Source organism: Acidovorax sp. 99 (assembly GCF_003096455.1).
In the GTDB taxonomy this organism is placed as follows: domain Bacteria; phylum Pseudomonadota; class Gammaproteobacteria; order Burkholderiales; family Burkholderiaceae_C; genus Acidovorax; species Acidovorax delafieldii.
This window is the reverse complement of record NZ_QEKU01000001.1, coordinates 4,673,908-4,693,116: the sequence shown is the minus strand read 5'-3', so window position 1 is coordinate 4,693,116 and position 19,209 is coordinate 4,673,908. Positions and strand designations below refer to the sequence as shown.

Sequence of the window (19,209 nt, the reverse complement as noted above, 5' to 3'; positions counted from 1 at the left end):
GGGCGGAGACGGTGCCTCGCTGGCAAACAGTCAGCGCAGGCGGTTTCTTCAACGAACAAGCCTTAGCACAAGGAGCTTGCGATGCGTCTCACAACCAAAGGCCGTTTTGCGGTCACCGCCATGATTGACCTGGCCCTGCGCCAGAACAACGGCCCCGTCACGCTGGCTGCCATCAGCCAGCGCCAGCAGATTTCGCTGTCGTACCTGGAGCAACTCTTTGGCAAGCTGCGCCGCCATGAACTGGTGGAATCCACCCGTGGCCCCGGCGGCGGCTATACGCTGGCCCGCAAGGCAGGCGACATCACCGTGGCCGACATCATCGTTTCGGTCGATGAACCCATCGACGCCACGCAGTGTGGTGGCAAGGAAAACTGCCTGGGTGAAGCCGGCCGTTGCATGACGCATGAACTGTGGGCCTCGCTGAACCAGCGCATGGTGGAGTTTCTGGACTCGGTCACCCTGCAAAAGCTGGTGGACGAGCAGCTCGCCAAGGGCGTGCAGATCGAAGACAAGCCTGTGGTTCGCCGCGCCATCTCTACGACGCCGGTGGTCAAGCCCATCCGCGTGAACGCCCCCAATTCGGTGTTTGCGCTGGGTAACGTCTTCGCCAAATCCTGATGCTTGGTGCGCCGTGCTGGCCCTGGGGTCAGCACTGCCCTGACCGCGTTGTAATCGTTTTCTTGTTTGTTCTGCCTCTTCTGTTTGCCAGCCAGAACCTTTTACTGAGCCAGCCATGGACATGACCCCGCACTTTCCCATCTATCTCGACTATGGCGCCACGACCCCGGTAGACCCCCGCGTGGTGGACGCCATGATTCCCTGGTTGCGTGAGCACTTTGGCAACCCGGCGTCGCGCAGCCACGCATGGGGCTGGGAGGCCGAAGAGGCGGTGGAAAAAGCGCGTGTGCAAGTGGCCGACCTGATCGGTGCCGACCCCCGCGAAATCGTCTGGACCAGTGGTGCGACCGAGTCCATCAACCTGGCCTTGAAGGGCGCTGCGCATTTCTACAAAGGCAAGGGCAAACACCTCATCACGCTCAAGACCGAGCACAAGGCCGTGCTGGACACCATGCGCGAGCTGGAGCGCCAAGGCTTTGAAGCCACCTATCTGGACGTGCAGGAAGACGGCTTGGTCAACATGGATGCCCTGAAGGCTGCCATCCGTCCAGACACCGTGCTGATCAGCATCCTCTTCGTGAACAACGAAATCGGTGTGATCCAGGACATCCCCGCCATTGGCGCTCTGTGCCGTGAGAAGGGCATCCTGCTGCATGTGGATGCCGCCCAGGCGACGGGTCGTGTCGAGATCGACATGAACGTGCTGCCCATCGATCTGATGAGCATGACCGCCCACAAGACCTACGGCCCCAAAGGCATCGGTGCGCTGTACGTGCGCCGCAAGCCCCGCGTGCGGCTGGAAGCCCAGATGCACGGTGGCGGCCATGAACGCGGCATGCGTTCGGGCACCTTGCCCACGCACCAGATCGTGGGCATGGGCGAGGCTTTCCGCATTGCCAAGGAAGAAATGGCCGAGAGCAACGCCAAGGCGAAGGCCCTGCAGCAGCGCTTGCTCGACGGCCTTAAGGACATCGAACAGGTCTACATCAACGGCAGCCTGGAGCGCCGTGTGCCGCAGAACCTGAACATGAGCTTCAATTTCGTCGAAGGCGAATCGCTCATCATGGGTATCAAGGGCCTGGCGGTGTCTTCGGGCTCGGCCTGCACCTCTGCCAGCCTGGAGCCCAGCTATGTGCTGCGCGCTTTGGGCCGCAGCGACGAGCTGGCCCACAGCAGCCTGCGCATGACTATCGGCCGTTTCACGACCGAGGAAGAGATTGACTACGCCATCTCCACCATTCGCGAGAACGTGGCCCGCCTGCGCGAACTGAGCCCGCTGTGGGAGATGTACAAGGACGGCATCGACATCAGCACCATCCAGTGGGCTGCTCACTGATTCCGCACACATTCTGGACGTATTGAAGAGGTACACATCATGGCTTATTCAGACAAAGTGGTTGACCATTACGAAAACCCCCGCAACGTGGGTTCGTTCGACAAGGGTGACGATTCGGTGGGCACCGGTATGGTGGGCGCGCCTGCTTGCGGCGACGTGATGAAGCTGCAGATCAAGGTGAACCCTGAAACCGGCGTGATCGAAGACGCCCGCTTCAAGACCTACGGCTGTGGCTCGGCGATTGCCTCCTCGTCGCTGGTGACCGAGTGGGTCAAGGGTAAGACGCTGGACGAAGCCGCAGCGCTCAAGAACAGCGAGATCGCCGAAGAGCTGGCCTTGCCGCCCGTCAAGATCCACTGCTCCATCCTGGCGGAAGATGCCATCAAGGCAGCTGTGCTGGACTACAAGACCAAGCACGCCGCCACGGCCACTGCCGCCTGATTGTTTGACAGATAGATCGAGAGACATGGCCATTACGCTGACAGAAGCTGCAGCCCGGCACGTCAACCGCTACCTTGCCCGCCGTGGCAAGGGGCTGGGCGTGCGTCTGGGGGTCAAGACGACCGGCTGCTCGGGGCTTGCCTACAAGCTGGAGTATGTGGACGCGAGCGAGCCCGAGGACATCGTGTTTGAAAACCACGGCGTCAAGGTGCTGATTGACCCCAAGAGCCTGACCTACATCGATGGCACCGAGCTGGACTTTGTCCGTGAGGGGCTGAACGAAGGCTTCAAGTTCAACAACCCCAACGAGCGTGATCGCTGCGGTTGCGGGGAGAGCTTCCGCGTCTGAACGTCTTCAGCTGATGTAACGCCAAACCGCCAACGCGCTCTGTGCTGGCGGTTTTTTCTTGGATTTTCTTCACGCCCCCTTGCGCATGAATCTGCAATCTGACGACTTCGAACTGTTTGGCCTGGCGTGCCGCTTTGCACAAGAACGCAGCGCCATCGACGCGCGCTGGAAGGAACTGCAGCGCGAAGCCCACCCCGACAAGTTTGCTGCGCAAGGCGCTGCGGCGCAGCGCGTAGCGATGCAGTGGTCCGTGCGCATCAACGAGGCTTACCAACGCCTGAAGGACCCCATGCGCCGGGCGGCCTATCTGTGCGAACTGCACGGAGCGCCTATCCGTGCCGAAGACAACACCGCCATGCCCGCTGCGTTTTTGATGCAGCAGATGGAATGGCGCGAGGCACTGGAAGATGCCCGCGCAGACAGCGAGCTGGACGCACTGGACGATGAGGTGGAACAGGCCCGGCGTGCCGCTTTGTCGCAGTGCGAGCAACTCATCGACCAGCAGCAGGACTATGCCGGCGCGGCCCGCCAGGTCAGAGCCCTCATGTTCATTGCGCGATTTGCGGACGACATAGAACGTCGCCGAGAGCAACTGGGACAATAGAGCGGTTTTGCTTTCCCCCTGGGGCCCCTGTCGCTTGCTGAGGTGATGGCGTCCCCCACCACGTTGAGACCCGAAATTTCATGGCGCTTTTGCAGATCTCCGAACCCGGCCAGTCCCCCGACCCGCACCAGCGGCGCATCGCGGTGGGCATTGACCTGGGCACCACCCATTCTCTGGTTGCCGCTGTGCGCAATGGTGTGTCCGAATGCCTGCCCGATGCACAGGGCAGGGTGCTGCTGCCCTCGGTGGTGCGCTACCTGGCCAATGGCGGTCGCCAGATCGGATATGACGCCGTGGCGGCGCAGGCCCAGGATGCGCGCAACACCATTGCCTCGGCCAAACGCTTCATGGGGCGTGGCCTCAAGGACGTGGCGGAAGCGGGCAAGCTGCCATACGACTTCGTGGCTGCTGCTGATGGCGGCGAGGGCGGTATGGTCAGCCTGGCCACGGTGGATGGCAACAAGTCGCCCGTCGAGATCAGTGCCGAGATTCTGGCCACGCTGCGCTACCGCGCCGAAGACACCTTCAATGATGATCTGTATGGCGCAGTGATCACCGTGCCTGCGTACTTCGACGACGCCCAGCGCCAGGCCACCAAGGATGCGGCCAAGCTCGCTGGCATCAACCTGCTGCGCCTGATCAACGAGCCCACGGCGGCGGCGATTGCCTATGGCCTGGACAACGCCAGCGAGGGCGTCTACGCCGTCTATGACCTGGGTGGGGGTACGTTTGATATTTCCATCCTGCGCCTGACGCAGGGCGTGTTCGAAGTGATCGCCACGGGCGGCGACTCTGCCCTGGGAGGCGACGACTACGACGCGGCGCTGGCGGACTGGGTTCTGCAGCAGGTGGGGCAACAGGCGGTCACACCAGCCGACAAGTCGGCCGTGCGCATGGCTGCGCGCGCCTGCAAAGAGGCCTTGACTGCTACTGATTTGGTAGCATTTAAGGCAGAGCTATCTAGCGCTTCTGTGCAATTTGACGTCAAACGGTCGGATTTTGACGCGGTGACGGCCGATTTGACCGCCCGCTCCATGGCGGCTGTGCGCCGTGCCCTTCGCGATGCGCATCTGGCGCGCGATGAAGTGCAGGGCGTGGTCATGGTGGGCGGCTCCACCCGCATGCCGCAGGTGCAGCGGGCCGTGGCGGAGTTCTTTGGCACCGAGCCACTGACCAACCTGAATCCCGACGAAGTGGTCGCGCTGGGTGCCGCCATCCAGGCCAACCAGCTGGCCGGTAACAACACGGCAGGCGACCTGCTGCTGCTGGACGTGATTCCGCTGTCCCTGGGCATCGAGACCATGGGCGGGCTGGTGGAACGCATTGTTGCGCGCAACGAGACCATACCTACCGCCAAGGCGCAGGACTTCACGACCTACAAGGATGGACAGACCGCGCTGGCCATCCATGTGGTGCAAGGCGAGCGTGACCTGGTGCAGGACTGCCGCAGCCTGGTGCGCTTTGAGTTGCGCGGTATTCCCCCGATGGCGGCCGGCGCTGCGCGCATCCGTGTGACCTTCACCGTCGATGCCGATGGCCTGCTGAGCGTGGCCGCGAAAGAGCAGGGCAGTGGGGTGGAGGCCCGCATTGACGTGAAACCATCGTACGGCCTCACGGACGACCAGATCGCGCGCATGCTGCAGGACGGCTTTGCCACGGCCGCGCAGGACATGAAAGCCCGTGCCGTGGTCGAGGCCCGCGTGGACGCCGACCGCATGCTGATTGCCACGCAAAGCGCGCTTGACGCGGATGGCGACGTGCTCAGCCCCAAGGAGCGGGCTGCCATCGACGCCCTGATGGTGGCCTTGCGCCACCAGCGCGACGCCGACGATGCCGCGGCCATCGAGGCCGCCACGGAAGCCCTGGCCAAGGGCACCGAGGCGTTTGCAGCCCAGCGCATGAACCGCGGTATCCAGCAGGCCCTGGCCGGCAAGAACGTTGCGAGCCTGTGATACGAGCCAGCGCATCCCTCTGAACAAGAAAAAGACCACCCCATGCCTGTCATCAAGATCCTTCCCCATCCCGAATACTGCCCCGCTGGCACTGAGATCACGGCGCCCGCAGGCACCTCGATCTGCGAAGCCCTGCTGGACAACCACATCAACATCGAGCACGCCTGCGACATGAGCTGTGCCTGCACCACCTGCCACGTCATCGTGCGCCAGGGACTGAGTTCGCTGAATGCGGCAGAAGAAGAGGAAGAAGACCTGCTGGACCGCGCCTGGGGCCTGGAGCCGCAGTCGCGCCTGTCTTGCCAGGCCATCCTGGCGCAGACCGACCTGATCGTGGAAATTCCGAAGTACACGATCAACCACGCCAAGGAAAACCACTGATGTCCCGGCAAATTGTTCTGGACACTGAGACCACCGGCCTTTCGGCCGAAGGTGGTGACCGCATCATTGAACTGGGTTGCGTGGAGCTGCTCAACCGCAAGCTGACCGGCAACAACCTGCACCTGTACTTCAACCCTGGCCGTGACAGCCATGAAGATGCGCTGAAGGTGCACGGCATCAGCAACGAGTTCCTGAAGGACAAGCCCAAATTTGCCGACGTGGTGGACGACATCCTGCAGTACCTGCAGGGCGCCGAGATCATCATCCACAACGCTGCGTTCGACGTAGGCTTTCTCAACAAGGAACTGGAGCTGGTGGGGCGCTCGGCATTTGGCACCTATGTGCAAAGCGTGACCGACACGCTGGCCATGGCCAAGGAGATGTACCCGGGCAAGCGCAACTCGCTGGACGCCCTGTGCGACCGTCTGGGCGTGGACAACTCGGGCCGTACGCTGCACGGCGCCTTGCTCGACGCCGAGCTGCTGGCCGACGTCTACATCAATCTCACACGCGGGCAGGATGCCTTGCTGATCGCCGACGATGGCCATGACAGCGCTGACGGCGTGAAGGTGGCAGCCATCGATTTGCGCGGCCTTGCGCTGCCGGTGCTGCGGGCGAGCGAACAAGAGCAGGCGGCCCATGCCGAGGTGCTCACGCAGATCGACAAGGCCAGCGGTGGCAAAACAATTTGGCGAACTCTCCAGTCGGCCTGAAAAGCTGTGCCATAATAGAAGGCTGTCGCAGCGACAAGGGTGATTAGCTCAGCGGTAGAGCACTGCCTTCACACGGCAGGGGTCACATGTTCGATCCATGTATCACCCACCATGTTGCTGCCAGACTTTTCGCAGCGGTATCTTTCTCCAAGGTGCTTGCGACGGGTGATTAGCTCAGCGGTAGAGCACTGCCTTCACACGGCAGGGGTCACATGTTCGATCCATGTATCACCCACCAATTCAAAAACCCCTGCAGGTTCCTGACCTGCGGGGGTTTTTTCTTGGCTCGTCCGCCTGTCTGCAAGCTGCAAAGTGCAGCGACCATTCGCCAAAGCGGCGTACAACGCAGGCTTGCGCGCTACATTTGTCGCCCGTACCTGCAACGCTGCATCCATGATCACCTTCCACAATCCCTTGCACCAGGGGCACGCACCGGCCCACGAATTCTTCCGGGGCGAGCGCGTGCCCTGTTTTGAAAAACCCGAACGTGTGGACTATGTGGAAGACGCCCTGCGCACACGCGGTCACGTCATGGTGTTGCCCGATGTGGACTGCAATGCCGTGCTGGCGCAGGTGCATGCGCCGCGCTATCTGGCATTTCTGCAGACCGCCTGGCAACAATGGCTGGCGCTGGACCCAACCAATGCGTCAGTGCAGCCTTTTCCGTCTGTCTGGCCGGTGCGCACGCTGCGCAGTGATGTGGAACCCGATAACTTTGTCGCACGGCTGGGGCTGTACTCCATGGACAACGGTACACCCATGGCGGCAGGAACCTGGGCCGCAGCCAAGGCGGGGGCCGATGCTGCTGCCAGCGCGGCGGCACGCGTTGCGCTGGGGACGCGCGCCGCGTTTTGCTGCACACGGCCGCCAGGGCATCATGCGGGCCCGGACTTCATGGGGGGCTATTGCTTCTTGAACAACGCCGCCGTGGCAGCGCAAACCCTGCGCAACCAGGGCGCCCAGCGTGTGGCGGTGCTGGATGTGGACTACCACCACGGCAACGGCACGCAGAGCATCTTTTACGACCGCAGCGATGTGCTGTTCATCAGCATGCACGGTGACCCGCGCACGGAGTACCCCTTCTACCTGGGCCACGCCGACGAAACGGGCGAGGGGGCTGGTGTTGGGTTTAACCTGAACCTGCCCTTGCCTGCGGGCACCAGCGCGGCAACATGGTTCGATGCACTTGAGCAAGCGTGCCTGCGCATCACGGATTACCGCGCCGACGGGCTGGTGATTTCTCTGGGGCTGGATGCCTTTGAGGGCGATCCCATCTCGCGGTTTGCACTGGCATCGTCAGATTTCACCCGCCTGGGCGAGCGGCTGGCACGGCTGGGGTTGCCCACGGTGTTTGTGCTGGAAGGCGGCTATGCGGCGGCCGAGCTGGGCACCAATGCCGTCAACGTGCTCGATGGTTTTGAGCAGACCTGACGCGGCACCCGGCAGGTGATGCAGGAGACGCACTGATGATCGATACGGTGGATTGTGTGGTGGTGGGCGCGGGCGTGGTGGGTCTGGCGGTGGCCCGTGCACTGGCGCTCCAGGGGCGGGAGGTGATGGTGCTGGAGGCAGCGGACGCGATCGGCACTGGCACCAGTTCGCGCAACAGCGAGGTGATTCATGCCGGGCTGTATTACCCCGCAGGTTCGCTCAAGGCCAGGCTGTGCGTGCGGGGCAAGGAATTGCTTTACGCCTACTGCACGGAGCGCGGTGTGCCCCACCGCCGCTGCGGCAAGCTGCTGGTGGCCACCTCTGCCGCCCAGCTGGACAGCCTGGAAGGTATCCAGGTGCGGGCCCGTGCCAACGGAGTGCTGGACCTGCAACGCCTCAGCCGCGAAGAAGCCCTGGAGATGGAGCCCGCGCTGGCCTGCGTTGGTGCCTTGCACTCGCCCAGCACCGGCATCGTCGATAGCCATGCGCTCATGCTGGCGCTGCAGGGCGATCTGGAGCATGCGGGTGGTGTTGTAGCGCTAAATTCGCCGCTGGCGCTAGCATCTATTGGCTCTGATGCTATTGATTTGGAAGCGGTGGATGGTACACGCCTCCGCGCACGCACCGTGGTCAACGCCGCCGGGTTGCACGCCCCCGCGCTGGCTGCGCGATTCGCCGGGCTGGCCCTGCAGCATGTGCCCACCGCTTGCTACGCCAAGGGCAACTATTTCACGTTGTCTGGCAAGGCACCGTTCAGCCGACTGATTTACCCGGTGCCCGAGGCGGCTGGGCTGGGTGTACACCTCACGCTGGACCTTGGCGGCCAGGCCAAGTTTGGCCCGGACGTGCAATGGGTGGACTCGCCCGACGATCTGCAGGTGGACCCCGCGCGCGGCGATGCCTTCTATGCCGAGGTGCGCAAATATTGGCCGGGCTTGCCAGGCGGCGCTCTGGCGGCGGGCTACGCGGGCATGCGCCCCAAGATCCACGGGCCCAGTGCACCCGCTGCCGACTTCGTCATTCAAGGGTCTGCTGTCCATGGGGTAGCCGGGCTGGTCAACCTCTTTGGCATCGAGTCGCCCGGCTTGACAAGTGCCCTGGCCATTGCGGAGCATGTGGCTGCGCTGGTTTGATCTGCAGCAAGCCATTTGCAATCAGTAACCTCTTGCGTCCCCGTCCTACGAGGGGTTTCTGCGCGGATGGCTAAGATGAACTTCAGTCCCAACGTTCGCGTGCGGGGTTTTCCATCACTTTTGGCACTACACAGAAAGGCTTGTATGACTGCTTCTGACACCACGACCACCCAGGGCGAACTGGAAAAGCTGGTTTCCGATCTGCGGGGGCTGTTGGCCAACAAGGACCTGGACGCAGTGCCTGAAATCAAGCTGCTGCGCCAGCGCCTGGACGATGGCATGCACAACGTGCGTGAGTCCGCTGTGCGCGCCGCTCAGGACGCCGCCCGCCAAGCGAAGGAAGCCGCTTTGGCAGCCGACCGCTACGCCCATGACGAACCTTGGCGTGTGGCGGGTGCCGCATTGGCCGTGGGCGCGCTGGTTGGCTTTCTGCTTGCACGCCGCTGATCGTCGCTGTCCTCCCATGACGGCACGCCACAGAGGCAACAAGACATGAATTGGCTCTCGCTGCTGGGTCTGGAAGGGTTGGCCGCCCGCTGGCGTGCCAACCTGATCGAGGGCGCCATCGCCGCCGAAGACCGGATGGATCTGGCCCGCCTGGAATGGGCGGACCTCAAGCAGCGGCTGCAACAACTGCTGGTGCTGACCATTCTGGTCGTTGGGCTCACGGTGGTGGCCCTGATCATGGTGTCGCTGGCGGTGCTGGTGCACTTTTGGGACTCCCCGCAACGCACGCTGGTGGCGTGGCTGGTGGCTGCCGTATGGGCTGCAGGCTGGGCCGCCGCCACGGTGTCGTTGGTGTCTGTGGCGCAGCGCGCGGGCAGCGGCTTTGCGCTGACGCGGCGAGAGTTGGCCCAGGACTGGCGTGACATCAAGGAGCGCTTGTGAGCACCCCCCACCCCACCATTGGTACACCGCAGACTGCGCCCACGGTAAGGCTGGTGGCTACGCCGGAGCAGCAGCGCGTGCTTGACCGAATTGAACTGCAGCGCGAGCGGCTGCGTGCCCGCCGCGTGGCCCGGGCCCAGGCCCGCGCGCTCGCGGAGCAAGCCGGAGGCGCCACGGGCGGTGGAGATGCCTCGCTGGCGCTGCGAGCCGCCGGGTTCGCGCGCGAACACCCGCTGGCGGTGGCAGCCATGGCCGGTGTCGCTCTGGTGGCCGGCCCGCGCAGGTTGATCCGGTGGGCGGGCATTGTCCTGCCGATGCTGATGCGCTTGCGGCGCTGACGACTGGTGGGGTTGCGGAGGGCGGCGTTCCGCTGCTCAAACCCACGCCGAAAACTGAAACGGAGCCCTGTTGCCAGAGGCTCCGTTTTCTTATGGAGCCATGCGGTCGAGCGTCTGTCGCCCGAGGGGTCAGCGCAAGGCCTTGATGGCCTTGGCGGCCTTCACAACCAGCGCAGGGCCTTCATAAATCAGGCCGGTGTAGATCTGCACCACGTCTGCCCCTGCGCGAATCTTGCTCACTGCGTCGTCGGCGCTCATGATGCCGCCAACACCAATGATGGGGAATCCGCTGCCCAAGGTTGCGCGCAGCTGCCGAATGACCTGGTTGCTGGCTTCCAGCACCGGAGTGCCACTCAACCCCCCCGTCTCTTCCGCGTGGCGCATGCCCTGCACCGCAGCGCGGCTGATGGTCGTGTTGGTGGCAATCACACCGTCCATGCCGTGGCGCTGCAGCGTCGCGGCGATCACTGCCACCTGGGCTTCATCCAGGTCCGGTGCAATCTTCACAAAAACCGGCACGCGCCGCTGGTGCTGGGTGGCCAGCGCCTCACGGCGCTCGGCAATCGCTCCCAGCAGTGCATCCAGTGCGGCATCGCTTTGCAAGGCGCGCAGGTTCTGGGTGTTGGGTGAGCTGATGTTGACCGTCACGTAGTCGGCATGGGGGTATACGCCCTCCAGGCAGATCAGGTAGTCGCTGGTGGCGTTCTCGATGGGGGTGGTGGCGTTCTTGCCGATGTTGAGACCGAGCAGCATGGGGTGCTGACGGTTCTGCTTGCGAAACTGCGCCTGCTGCACATTGCGCAGGAAGGCATCCAGGCCTTCGTTGTTGAAGCCCAGGCGGTTGATGAGTGCGCGGGCCTCGGGCAGGCGAAACATGCGCGGCTTGGGGTTGCCCGGCTGCGCTTTGGGGGTCACGGTGCCCACTTCGACAAAACCGAAACCCATGGCGCCCAGCGCGTCAATGCAGCGCGCATTCTTGTCCAGGCCCGCCGCCATGCCCACGCGGTTGGGAAACTTCAGCCCCGCCAGGGTGATGGGGTCGTTCACAGTTTCGTTGCACCAGGCCCATTGCAGCGGCGTGCGCTGCCCGCGCGCCAGCATGTCCATGGTGAGTTCGTGGGCGGCTTCGGCATCCAGGCCGAAGAGAAAGGGGCGGGTGAGGGCGTAGGGGATCAGGGACATGGGGAGATAATTCAGGATTACCCCTGATTTTCTCCCATGACGACCACCACTCCCCTGACCCAAGACGAACTCAAGACCCTGGTAGGCCAAGCCGCGCTGCAATACGTGGTGCCTGGCGAGATTGTGGGGGTGGGCACCGGCTCCACCGTCAACAAGTTCATTGACGCCCTGGCGGGCATGAAGGACCAGATCAAGGGCGCTGTCTCCAGCTCCGTTGCCAGCACTGAGCGCCTGAAGGCACTGGGTATTGCCGTGTTCGATGCCAATGAGGTCCCATCGCTCTCCGTCTATATCGACGGCGCGGACGAGATCGACGGCCAGGGTTACATGGTCAAGGGTGGCGGCGCGGCACTGACACGCGAGAAGATCGTGGCAGCATTGGCCGAGCGCTTTGTGTGTATTGCCGACGAATCCAAGTTGGTGAAGGCCCTGGGCCAGTTCCCGTTGCCGGTGGAGGTGATCCCGATGGCTGCCAATCACATTGCGCGCCGTTTTACCGCCATGGGTGGACAGGCCAGCTTGCGACTCAAGGACGGACAGCCCCTGGTGACTGACAACGGCCAGCACATTCTGGACGTGAAGGGCTTGTCCATCACCGACCCGCTGGCGTTCGAGTCAGAGATCAACCAATGGCCTGGCGTGGTGACCGTGGGTGTGTTTGCCCACCAGAAGGCATCCGTGTGCCTGCTGGGTACGGCGCAGGGCGTGAAGACCATCACCTATTGAGGAATGGTGGTTGGGTGGGTGACAAGCCCACCCCCATAGTTCACCAATACAAAAGGGGCCTCTGGAGGCCCCTTTTATGTTGGGTGGATGTGAATAGAAGGACCAGCCGCCTGGAGGCGGCTACGTCACAGAGTGTCAGAACCGGATACCGGCGGGATTGCTTGGTGTTGGGCCGTCATTGACCGGTGGAGGGAGCGCGGGCCGTGCCGGCGCTTTCGGTTCAGCGGCGGGTGCGGACTCCACCGGCTTGGCCGCAACCAGCGGGGTGGGCACTGGCTGGCGGTAGTTGCTGGGCAACTGGGATTGTTTGGGGTAGCCCGCTGCGTCGAGGTATTGGATCCACTCCGCGTCTGAAAAGCCCACCAGTTGCTGGCCGCCAATGGTGCCAAAAGGCAGGCTGGTGCTGCCACTCAGGCGTTGCAGTGCGGCAATGTCCTCATTGCTGGCCACTGTGCGCTCGGTGTACGGCACACCGCGTGATGTCAGCATGTTGCGCAAGCTTCCGCAGGGTGCGCAGTCATTGCCGGTGTAGATGGTCACCGGGTACCGGTTGGCCACCTGGCGCAGTTCGAAAGGCAACGCTCCATTGGCCGCTGCTGGGCTTGCGGTCGCGGCAGCCGGGGCTGCAGGGCTGCGCGCGGGCGGTGCAGTGGTTTCGGCCGGAGGGCGGTCTGAAAAAGTCACCTTGCCGTCGGGCCCGACAATGCGATAGACATTCTGCGCCTGGGCCCCCACTGAGGCGAGGGCCATCAACAAGGAGGCAGCGGCAGGAGCGAACGTAGTACGGGGCATGCGGGTTCTCCTCATTCTTGTGGGGCTGTGGTTTTTAGAGGCCAGGCGACAGACCGCACTCAGGCGGTCAGTTCTTCCGCCATGCCCTGGTGGCGCAGCAGGGCATCCAGACTGGGCTCACGGCCACGGAAAGCCTTGAAGGACTCCATGGCGGGGCGGCTGCCACCCGCTTCCAGGATGGCCTCACGGTAGCGTCTCCCGGTTTCGGTGCTGGGCAAGCCGTCGGTACCAGCGGTTTCTTCAAAGGCGGCGTAGGCGTCGGCGCTGAGTACCTCGGCCCATTTGTAGCTGTAGTACCCCGCTGCATAGCCGCCGGCAAAGATGTGGCTGAAGGTGTGGGCCGTGCGGCTGAACGCGGGCGGCTGCAGCACGGCCACTTCCTGGCGCACCTGGGTCAGCAGGGGCATGAAGTCCTGGGCCGGGTCGTGTTCGGTGTGCAGCAGCATGTCGAACAAGGCAAACTCGATCTGGCGCAGGGTCTGCATGCCGCTCTGGAAGTTCTTGGCGGCGATCATCTTGTCAAACAGCGTGCGCGGCAGCGGCTCGCCGGTGTCCACGTGGGCCGTCATGTGTCTGAGCACATCCCATTCCCAGCAGAAGTTTTCCATGAACTGGCTGGGCAGCTCCACGGCGTCCCATTCGACGCCGCCAATGCCAGAAACATCGCGTTCGTTCACCTGGGTCAGCATGTGATGCAGTCCATGGCCAAATTCATGGAACAGCGTGATCACGTCGTCATGGGTCAACAGTGGCGGCTTGCCGTCCACGCCGTCCGCGAAGTTGCAGACGAGGTGGGCAATCGGCGTTTGCAGCACCCCGGTGTCGGGGCGCTGCCAGCGCGTGCGCACGTCATCCATCCAGGCGCCGCCCCGCTTGCCGGTGCGGGCGGGCTGGTCGAGGTAGAACTGGCCCACCAGCTGGCCGTTGCGTTCGATGCGATAGAACTCCACCGCAGGGTGCCACACCGGTGCCGTGTCGCGGCGGATGGACACTTCAAACAGCGTCTCAATGATCTTGAACAGGCCTGCCAATACCTTGGGTGCCGTGAAGTACGCCTTGAGCTCCTGCTCGCTGAAGGCGTAGCGGGCTTCCTTGAGCTTTTCAGAGATGTAGGGCCAGTCCCAGGGCTGCGGATCGGTCAGCCCCAGGTGTTCGGCCGCAAAGGCGCGCAGGTCGGCCACGTCCTTTTCGGCATAGGGCCGGGCGCGGCGGGCGAGATCACGCAAGAACTGGACAACCTCGGCGGGCGACTGGGCCATCTTGGGCACCACGGAGACTTCACCAAAGTTGGCGTAGCCCAGCAGCTGGGCTTCTTCTCGGCGCAAGGCCAGGATTTCGCCAATCAGCGCGGTGTTGTCGAATTTCTGGCCTTCGCCTTCGGCCTGGTCCGAGGCACGGGTGACATAGGCGCGGTATAGCTTGGCGCGCAGGTCGCTGCGGGTGGCAAACTGCATCACCGGCAGGTAGCAAGGCATTTTCAGGGTGAGCTTGTAGCCGGGCTTCCCGTCCGCCTGTGCGGCCGCCAAAGCGGCTTGCTGCACATCGGCCGGTACACCGTCCAGTTCCTCAGCGGTGGCGTAGTAGGCAAAGGCATCGGTGGCGTCCAGCGCGTTTTCGCTGAACTTCTGGCTCAGCTCGGCCTGGCGTTCCTGGATCTGGGCGAAGCGCTCTTTGGCCGCCCCGGTCAGCTCAGCGCCGCTGAGCACGAAGTTGCGCACTGCGTTGCGGTGGGCTTGGCGCTGCTCGGGCGTCAGGGTGGCGGGGTCGATGGCCTTGTACTTGGCATAGAGGCGTTCGTCAGCGCCCAGGCGGGTCCAGAACTCCGTGACGCGGGGCAGGGCGGCGTTGTAGGCCGCGCGCAGTTCCGGTGTGTCGGCAACGCTGTTGAGGTGGCTGACAGCCCCCCAGGCGCGGCCGAGCTGTTCGGTGGCTACATCCAGCACCTTGGCGATGGCATCCCAGCGGGCAGGGAAGTCGGGCGCCGTGACGGTCTCCAGAGCCTGATTGGCACGCTCCAGCAGCACATCAACCGCAGGGGCTACGTCCTGTGGGGTGATGCGGTCAAAGGCGGGGAGGTCGGAGAAGTCGAGAAGGGCGTTGCTCATGCGGGATTAGATGGCGCCAGGCGGCGCAGGTTCAAGTTGCAAAGCGGCTGGCGTCTTCCCCGGGCGCGGTCAGCGCGCGGCAGCCCGCTCGGCGGCTTCGATGGTGTTCACCAGCAGCATGGTAATGGTCATGGGTCCAACCCCGCCAGGGACGGGGGTGATCCAGCCCGCCACCTCTTTGACGCCCTCAAAGTCCACATCGCCACACAGTTTGCCATCGGCCTTGCGGTTGATGCCCACGTCGATCACGATGGCACCGGGCTTGACCATGTCGGCGGTGAGCGTGTTGGCGCGGCCGACCGCAGCCACCACGATGTCTGCCTGGCGGGTGTGGTAGCCCAGGTCGGGGGTGCCGCTGTGGGTGACGGTGACCGTGGCGTTGGCCTGCAGCAGCAGCAGGGCCATGGGCTTGCCCACGGTGTTGCTGCGCCCGATGACCACGGCATGTTTGCCCTTGATCGACTGGCCCGTGGACTCGATGAGCTTCATGCTGCCGTAGGGCGTGCAGGGGCGGAAACCGTCCAGCCCGGCCATGAGTTCGCCAGCCGACAGCACCGAGTAGCCATCCACATCCTTGGAGGTGGCAATGGCCTCGATGACCTTGTGCGGGTCAATGTGCTTGGGCAGGGGCATCTGCACCAGGATGCCGTGCACCGTGGGGTCGGCATTGAGGGCTTCGATGCGTGCCAGCAGCGCAGCCTCGCTCAGATCGGCGTCGTACTTTTCAAAGATGGAGCGCACGCCGCTGTCCTCGCAGGCCTTGACCTTGTTGCGCACATACACGGCCGAGGCTGGGTCTTCGCCCACCAGAATCACCGCCAGGCCAGGCTGGTGGCCACGGGCGGTGAGGGCGGCAGCGCGTTGCGCCACCTCGCTGCGAAGTTGGCGGGAAAGGGCGTTGCCGTCGATGAGTTGGGCTGTCATGTCAGAAGATACAAGTCAAAATGGCTGGTAGCGCTAGTGCAATATGCGCTGGTAGCTATCAAAATGGGAGCGATCAGCCCTTGGGCGCGTTCTGCCCCAGAGCGATCTTCAGCAGATCGGCCACCGTGTTGGCGTTGAGCTTTTCCATGATGTTGGCGCGGTGTGCCTCCACCGTCTTGATGCTGATGCCCAGGTCGTCAGCGATCTGCTTGTTCAGGCGACCGGCCACGATGCGTTCGAGCACTTGCGCCTCGCGGCTGGTGAGCTTGGACAGCAGGGCGTCGCGGCTGGCGGCCTGCTGGTAGCCCGCGAAGGCTTCGCGGGCGTGGTCCAGCATGCGCTCGACCAGGCCCACCAGCTCTTCTTCGTCAAAAGGCTTCTGGATGAAGTCCAGCGCACCTTTCTTCATGGTGTTCACGGCCATAGGCACGTCGCCGTGGCCGGTGATGAACACGATGGGCAGCGGCGATTTGCGCTCAATGAGGCGATCCTGCAGTTCCAGTCCGGTCATGCCGCCCATGCGGATGTCCACGATCAGGCAGGCCACCTCGCGTGGATCGTAGCGTGAGAGAAACGTCTCGGCCGAATCAAAGCAACGCACCCGGTAGTCCTTGCCTTCCAGCAGCCACTGCAGGGAATCGCGAACTGCTTCGTCGTCGTCCACAACGTAAACAGTGCCTTTTTTCGGAATCAAGCTCATGCAACAGTCCTTGGGTTTTGTTCGTTTGCTACAGAATTTGTAGTGGCATCAGCAGGCTTGGCAAGCGGCAGCCAGAAGGAGAACCTGCAGCCTGTAACCTCCGAGCCATTGTAGAGGTTCTCCGCCTGCATCCGGCCCTGGTGGGACTCGACGATGCTGCGGCACAGATTGAGGCCCATGCCCATGCCTTCCTGCTTGGTAGAGAAGAATGCCTCGAACAGGCGCTCCAGCACTTCGGGGGCCAGCCCCTTGCCGGTGTCCTGCACCGAGAACTCGACCACCTGGCGGTCATCGATCTGCTTGGGCACCACGCGCAGCTCCACGCTGCGGTTGGGGGCGGGGCGGTCGGCGTGCTGGATGGCCTCGGCGCCGTTCTTCATCAGGTTGACGAGCACCTGCTCGATCAGGATGGTGTCGGCCATCACTTGCGGCAGGCGCGCGGCGACGTAGTGCGTCAGGCGCACGTTGTGCCGGCGCAGTTCGATGTCGGCCAGCTCGACGGCTTCGTTGACCATCGAATGCACATCGGCCAGTGTGCGGTTGGGCTCGCTCTTTTTCACGAACGAGCGGATCCGCTGGATGATCTGGCCTGCGCGCTGCGCCTGGTGGGCTGTCTTTTGCAGGGCGGTGAGCAGGGCCTCTTCGGTGAGCTGGCCGCTCTGGATGCGCGAAACCATGCCGCTGCAGTAGTTGTTGATGGCGGTGAGCGGCTGGTTGAGCTCGTGCGCCACGCTGGACGCCATCTCGCCCATGGTGATGAGGCGGCTGACCGACTGCGCGCGCTCGGCCTGCCGCTGGGCCTGCTCTTCAGCCAGGCGGCGGGGGGTGATGTCCGTGGCAATCACCATCTGGGCCAGGCGGCCGTCCACCCAGTTCAGATAGCGCGAGCGCACTTCCAGCCACTTGCCCAGGTCGGGCAGGTAGATCTCGGCGTTTTCACTGCGGGCGCTGGTCAGCGTGTCGGTGGGCAGGCCCATCAGGCCGTCCTCATCGTCCATGCCACTTTGCTCCTTGCCCGCAATCGGCACCACGCCTGCCTGCGCCACCAGTTGCAGGTGCCCGCCGGTTTGCGACCCGAACCACTGGCGGTAGAGCTTGTTGGCAAACAGCAGCTCTTCGCTACCCAGGGGGGCCACCGACACCGAGGCGTCCAGCGATTCCAGCACGATGGTGAAGCGTTCGTGTGACGCCGACAGCTGTTCGCGAATGCGGTTGGGCTCGGTGATGTCGGTCATCGACGTCATCCAGCCTGTCTGCTGGCCATGGGCGTCGATCAGCGGAGACACATAGAGCCGGGCGTCGAACAGCGTTCCGCTCTTGCGCTTGACACGCACCTGAAAGCCGCCTGCCATGGTGTTGCCGCGCAGTTCGTCGCGCAGCTTGGCCTGCAGGGTTTCGTGATCGGCCTCGGGCCAGTAGGGGAAGGGGGCTTTCAGGCCCACCAGCTCTTCGGCACTCCAGCCCGTCATCTGGCAAAAGGCGGCATTTACATAGCTGATGCGGCCTTCCATGTCCAGGGCGCGCATGCCGGTGAGGATGGAGTTTTCCATCGCCCGGCGAAAGTTGGTCTCGGCCACCAGGGCCTCTTGCGCCTGCATTCGGCGACGGGTGTGGCGCCAGGTGGCGATCAGCATCCAGGCTGTCATCGCGCTCAGCGTGCCCACCAGCCAGAACAGCCCGCTGCCCACCACGCCAAGCGACGTGCGGTAGGCCTGAGCGCGCAGCACCAGACCGTTGCCGACGGGGGAGACCGGTACCTCGTACTCGTTGGCCTTGGGCGTCCAGGGGAGCAACTGCGTGGCCTTGTTGCGCGGGCCCAGCGGCGTGCCCGCCAGCACCTGGTTCTTGCTGTCGAGCAGCGTCACCGCGTAGCGCGCCAGCACTTCGGTGGGGGTGCCGTAGCGCAGCAGGCTGTCGATGGAATATTCACCCAGCACCACGCCGCTGAACTTGCCCTGGTTATTGAGCGGTACCTGCAACTGCAGCAGTGGGGTCGCATCGCCCGACGTGGCGGCCGGCTGCGCGTACACCGGTTGCTGCAGGTCCCGCGCCAGGCCAAAGGTGTCGGCGGTATCCCCGGGCTTGAGGACTTCGCCTGCGATGCGCAACTCACCACTGGCCAGTGTCGGGGCGGCCTGGCTTGCGCGGATGCGTCGGCGGTCGTCAATCCAGGTGATGGCCTGCAGCTCAGGGTACTGGCTGATCAGTGCCTCCGCGCGGCTGATGAACTCCGCCTTGCCCAGGTCCTGGTTGGACACATCGCGTGCGATGCGCATGAGTTGCTCTTGCCGCTCCAGCAGGCGCAGGCGTACGCGCTGCTGGGCGTATTCCACGTCGCGCCGTAGGGCTTCTTGTTCGCGCTCTGCTTCTTCGGCGCGCAGGTACCAGAACGCCGCAACGATGGCCGCCAGGAACATCAGCACTGCCGCGAGGGGGGCGAGTGCGGCAAAACGGTCTTGCCGGGTGGGCGACAAGCCGCGCCACCACTTGCGCCACCAGCGTATCGGCGCTGCCACGGTCGTGGCCGTGGGGGAGGGGGTGGTGGGCATCGAATCCATGTAGGGAGTGTAGAGGAGCCCCGGGAGCGCTCAGGCCT

At 63.8% G+C, this 19,209-nt stretch carries 20 protein-coding genes and 2 tRNA genes; 16 read left to right on the top strand and 6 right to left on the bottom strand.

The genetic code is table 11. The features are described 5' to 3' along the window. Positions 1-81 precede the first annotated feature (81 nt). The 15 genes from iscR (at position 82) to C8C95_RS21510 (ending at position 10,184) form a co-directional block, all read left to right on the top strand. Positions 82-618: a Fe-S cluster assembly transcriptional regulator IscR gene (gene iscR / locus C8C95_RS21580; RefSeq protein WP_015013980.1), complete on the top strand. Its 537-nt coding sequence runs from the start codon at positions 82-84 to the stop codon at positions 616-618. A gap of 115 nt (positions 619-733) precedes the next feature. Then, positions 734-1,954 (top strand): IscS subfamily cysteine desulfurase, encoded by a 1,221-nt coding sequence (locus C8C95_RS21575; RefSeq protein WP_056063047.1) that lies wholly within the window; start codon positions 734-736, stop codon positions 1,952-1,954. Between the two features lie 39 nt (positions 1,955-1,993). Next, on the top strand, positions 1,994-2,395 hold the full coding sequence (gene iscU / locus C8C95_RS21570; protein ID WP_056744672.1) for a Fe-S cluster assembly scaffold IscU: 402 nt from the start codon (positions 1,994-1,996) through the stop codon (positions 2,393-2,395). Between the two features lie 25 nt (positions 2,396-2,420). Next, positions 2,421-2,744: an iron-sulfur cluster assembly protein IscA gene (gene iscA, locus C8C95_RS21565; protein ID WP_116749943.1), complete on the top strand. Its 324-nt coding sequence runs from the start codon at positions 2,421-2,423 to the stop codon at positions 2,742-2,744. Between the two features lie 85 nt (positions 2,745-2,829). After that, the gene (gene hscB / locus C8C95_RS21560; RefSeq protein WP_056744674.1) at positions 2,830-3,348 is read left to right on the top strand and encodes a Fe-S protein assembly co-chaperone HscB; all 519 of its coding nucleotides are present in this window, start codon (positions 2,830-2,832) and stop codon (positions 3,346-3,348) included. 80 nt (positions 3,349-3,428) lie between these two features. After that, the gene (gene hscA, locus C8C95_RS21555; protein WP_116749942.1) at positions 3,429-5,300 is read left to right on the top strand and encodes a Fe-S protein assembly chaperone HscA; all 1,872 of its coding nucleotides are present in this window, start codon (positions 3,429-3,431) and stop codon (positions 5,298-5,300) included. 42 nt (positions 5,301-5,342) lie between these two features. Further along, positions 5,343-5,681: an ISC system 2Fe-2S type ferredoxin gene (fdx, locus tag C8C95_RS21550; protein WP_116749941.1), complete on the top strand. Its 339-nt coding sequence runs from the start codon at positions 5,343-5,345 to the stop codon at positions 5,679-5,681. Further along, on the top strand, positions 5,681-6,394 hold the full coding sequence (gene dnaQ / locus C8C95_RS21545; RefSeq protein ID WP_116749940.1) for a DNA polymerase III subunit epsilon: 714 nt from the start codon (positions 5,681-5,683) through the stop codon (positions 6,392-6,394). The genes fdx and dnaQ overlap by 1 nt, the downstream gene beginning before the upstream one ends. A 37-nt stretch (positions 6,395-6,431) precedes the next feature. Then, a tRNA-Val gene (locus C8C95_RS21540) sits at positions 6,432-6,506 on the top strand. A gap of 51 nt (positions 6,507-6,557) precedes the next feature. Beyond that, positions 6,558-6,632, top strand: a tRNA-Val gene (locus C8C95_RS21535). A gap of 155 nt (positions 6,633-6,787) precedes the next feature. Continuing rightward, positions 6,788-7,825 carry a histone deacetylase family protein gene (locus tag C8C95_RS21530; RefSeq protein ID WP_116749939.1) on the top strand — a complete coding sequence of 346 codons (1,038 nt, stop codon included), beginning with the start codon at positions 6,788-6,790 and terminating at the stop codon, positions 7,823-7,825. Positions 7,826-7,860: 35 nt separating this feature from the next. After that, a complete protein-coding gene (locus C8C95_RS21525; protein WP_116749938.1) occupies positions 7,861-8,958 on the top strand; it encodes an NAD(P)/FAD-dependent oxidoreductase in 1,098 nt (365 codons plus the stop codon). A gap of 144 nt (positions 8,959-9,102) precedes the next feature. Continuing rightward, positions 9,103-9,405 carry a DUF883 family protein gene (locus tag C8C95_RS21520; protein ID WP_008904788.1) on the top strand — a complete coding sequence of 101 codons (303 nt, stop codon included), beginning with the start codon at positions 9,103-9,105 and terminating at the stop codon, positions 9,403-9,405. Between the two features lie 45 nt (positions 9,406-9,450). Further along, positions 9,451-9,846 carry a phage holin family protein gene (locus C8C95_RS21515; RefSeq protein ID WP_099730347.1) on the top strand — a complete coding sequence of 132 codons (396 nt, stop codon included), beginning with the start codon at positions 9,451-9,453 and terminating at the stop codon, positions 9,844-9,846. Positions 9,847-9,863: 17 nt separating this feature from the next. Further along, on the top strand, positions 9,864-10,184 hold the full coding sequence (locus C8C95_RS21510) for a hypothetical protein (protein WP_056745150.1): 321 nt from the start codon (positions 9,864-9,866) through the stop codon (positions 10,182-10,184). Positions 10,185-10,313: 129 nt separating this feature from the next. Here the strand turns inward: C8C95_RS21510 and C8C95_RS21505 are convergent, their stop codons facing one another. Further along, positions 10,314-11,366 (bottom strand): quinone-dependent dihydroorotate dehydrogenase, encoded by a 1,053-nt coding sequence (locus tag C8C95_RS21505; RefSeq protein WP_116749937.1) that lies wholly within the window; start codon positions 11,364-11,366, stop codon positions 10,314-10,316. A 36-nt stretch (positions 11,367-11,402) separates the two neighbouring features. Here C8C95_RS21505 and rpiA point away from each other — a divergent pair, with 36 nt between their 5' ends. Further along, complete coding sequence (rpiA, locus tag C8C95_RS21500) at positions 11,403-12,092, top strand: ribose-5-phosphate isomerase RpiA (RefSeq protein ID WP_116749936.1); 690 nt, start codon at positions 11,403-11,405, stop codon at positions 12,090-12,092. A 135-nt stretch (positions 12,093-12,227) separates the two neighbouring features. On the opposite strand, the gene C8C95_RS21495 is transcribed toward rpiA, so the two are convergent. From C8C95_RS21495 to C8C95_RS21475, 5 genes are all read right to left on the bottom strand, one after another. After that, positions 12,228-12,884: a glutaredoxin family protein gene (locus C8C95_RS21495; protein ID WP_116749935.1), complete on the bottom strand. Its 657-nt coding sequence runs from the start codon at positions 12,882-12,884 to the stop codon at positions 12,228-12,230. 59 nt (positions 12,885-12,943) lie between these two features. Next, positions 12,944-14,989: a M3 family metallopeptidase gene (locus C8C95_RS21490; protein WP_116749934.1), complete on the bottom strand. Its 2,046-nt coding sequence runs from the start codon at positions 14,987-14,989 to the stop codon at positions 12,944-12,946. A 69-nt stretch (positions 14,990-15,058) separates the two neighbouring features. After that, entirely contained in the window at positions 15,059-15,913 is an 855-nt protein-coding gene (gene folD, locus C8C95_RS21485; RefSeq protein WP_056062998.1) for a bifunctional methylenetetrahydrofolate dehydrogenase/methenyltetrahydrofolate cyclohydrolase FolD, read from the bottom strand. A gap of 73 nt (positions 15,914-15,986) precedes the next feature. Beyond that, a complete protein-coding gene (locus C8C95_RS21480) occupies positions 15,987-16,613 on the bottom strand; it encodes a response regulator transcription factor (protein ID WP_007848524.1) in 627 nt (208 codons plus the stop codon). Further along, entirely contained in the window at positions 16,610-19,171 is a 2,562-nt protein-coding gene (locus C8C95_RS21475) for a PAS domain S-box protein (RefSeq protein ID WP_056062995.1), read from the bottom strand. The genes C8C95_RS21480 and C8C95_RS21475 overlap by 4 nt, the downstream gene beginning before the upstream one ends. Positions 19,172-19,209 lie beyond the last annotated feature (38 nt).

Coding starts and splice junctions, on each gene's coding strand:
- iscR (WP_015013980.1), top strand. CDS start 82: ATGCGTCTCACAACCAAAGGCCGTTTTGCGGTCACCGCCATGATTGAC.
- C8C95_RS21575 (WP_056063047.1), top strand. CDS start 734: ATGGACATGACCCCGCACTTTCCCATCTATCTCGACTATGGCGCCACG.
- iscU (WP_056744672.1), top strand. CDS start 1,994: ATGGCTTATTCAGACAAAGTGGTTGACCATTACGAAAACCCCCGCAAC.
- iscA (WP_116749943.1), top strand. CDS start 2,421: ATGGCCATTACGCTGACAGAAGCTGCAGCCCGGCACGTCAACCGCTAC.
- hscB (WP_056744674.1), top strand. CDS start 2,830: ATGAATCTGCAATCTGACGACTTCGAACTGTTTGGCCTGGCGTGCCGC.
- hscA (WP_116749942.1), top strand. CDS start 3,429: ATGGCGCTTTTGCAGATCTCCGAACCCGGCCAGTCCCCCGACCCGCAC.
- fdx (WP_116749941.1), top strand. CDS start 5,343: ATGCCTGTCATCAAGATCCTTCCCCATCCCGAATACTGCCCCGCTGGC.
- dnaQ (WP_116749940.1), top strand. CDS start 5,681: ATGTCCCGGCAAATTGTTCTGGACACTGAGACCACCGGCCTTTCGGCC.
- C8C95_RS21530 (WP_116749939.1), top strand. CDS start 6,788: ATGATCACCTTCCACAATCCCTTGCACCAGGGGCACGCACCGGCCCAC.
- C8C95_RS21525 (WP_116749938.1), top strand. CDS start 7,861: ATGATCGATACGGTGGATTGTGTGGTGGTGGGCGCGGGCGTGGTGGGT.
- C8C95_RS21520 (WP_008904788.1), top strand. CDS start 9,103: ATGACTGCTTCTGACACCACGACCACCCAGGGCGAACTGGAAAAGCTG.
- C8C95_RS21515 (WP_099730347.1), top strand. CDS start 9,451: ATGAATTGGCTCTCGCTGCTGGGTCTGGAAGGGTTGGCCGCCCGCTGG.
- C8C95_RS21505 (WP_116749937.1), bottom strand. CDS start 11,366: ATGTCCCTGATCCCCTACGCCCTCACCCGCCCCTTTCTCTTCGGCCTG.
- rpiA (WP_116749936.1), top strand. CDS start 11,403: ATGACGACCACCACTCCCCTGACCCAAGACGAACTCAAGACCCTGGTA.
- C8C95_RS21495 (WP_116749935.1), bottom strand. CDS start 12,884: ATGCCCCGTACTACGTTCGCTCCTGCCGCTGCCTCCTTGTTGATGGCC.
- C8C95_RS21490 (WP_116749934.1), bottom strand. CDS start 14,989: ATGAGCAACGCCCTTCTCGACTTCTCCGACCTCCCCGCCTTTGACCGC.
- folD (WP_056062998.1), bottom strand. CDS start 15,913: ATGACAGCCCAACTCATCGACGGCAACGCCCTTTCCCGCCAACTTCGC.
- C8C95_RS21480 (WP_007848524.1), bottom strand. CDS start 16,613: ATGAGCTTGATTCCGAAAAAAGGCACTGTTTACGTTGTGGACGACGAC.
- C8C95_RS21475 (WP_056062995.1), bottom strand. CDS start 19,171: ATGGATTCGATGCCCACCACCCCCTCCCCCACGGCCACGACCGTGGCA.